Genomic DNA, 515 nt, shown 5'->3' with positions numbered 1-515 from the left:
GAAAAGGTGCAACCCGTGCCTTTCCAAAGGGTCATCCAGAACTGCCAGACTGCTATAAAGAGATCGGACAACCAGTTTTGATTCCCGGTGATATGGGAAGAGTCTCTTTTGTACTTGTAGGACTTCCAAGGGCTATGGAAGAGACCTTTGGCTCTACCTGTCATGGTGCAGGAAGACTTTTAAGCCGTAATCAGGCAATAAAGCAGGCAAAAGGAAGATCAATTAAGCAAGAGCTTGCTGAAAAGGGAATAATAGTAAGGAGCGCTGGTAAAGAAACCTTGGCAGAGGAAATGCCTGATGCTTACAAAGATGTATCAAATGTCGTAGATGTTGTTCATAATGCAGGTATTGCCTTAAAAGTGGTAAAACTAAAACCAATGGGTGTAATAAAGGGATGAAATTAAAAGTAGGCTGGATTCAGTATGCCAATGTCTATCCAATATTTTATGTTTTTCAGAAAGAAGGTTTACTTACACAGGATATTCATCTTGTAAATGGGGTTCCATCTCAGCTTA

At 40.6% G+C, this 515-nt stretch carries 1 protein-coding gene; it reads left to right on the top strand.

Translation table 11 applies throughout. The annotated features are described in order from the left end of the window. Positions 1-398, top strand: a 398-nt coding sequence (locus NZ841_08585) for an RtcB family protein (GenBank protein ID MCS7202815.1), incomplete at its 5' end; no start/stop codon positions are given. Between the last annotated feature and the right edge of the window lie 117 nt (positions 399-515).

Origin of the sequence: Dictyoglomus sp., from assembly GCA_025060475.1 — a bacterium.
GTDB lineage: Bacteria > Dictyoglomota > Dictyoglomia > Dictyoglomales > Dictyoglomaceae > NZ13-RE01.
The sequence above is the reverse complement of the archived record's forward strand: the minus strand, read 5'-3'. Positions and strand labels throughout refer to the sequence as shown.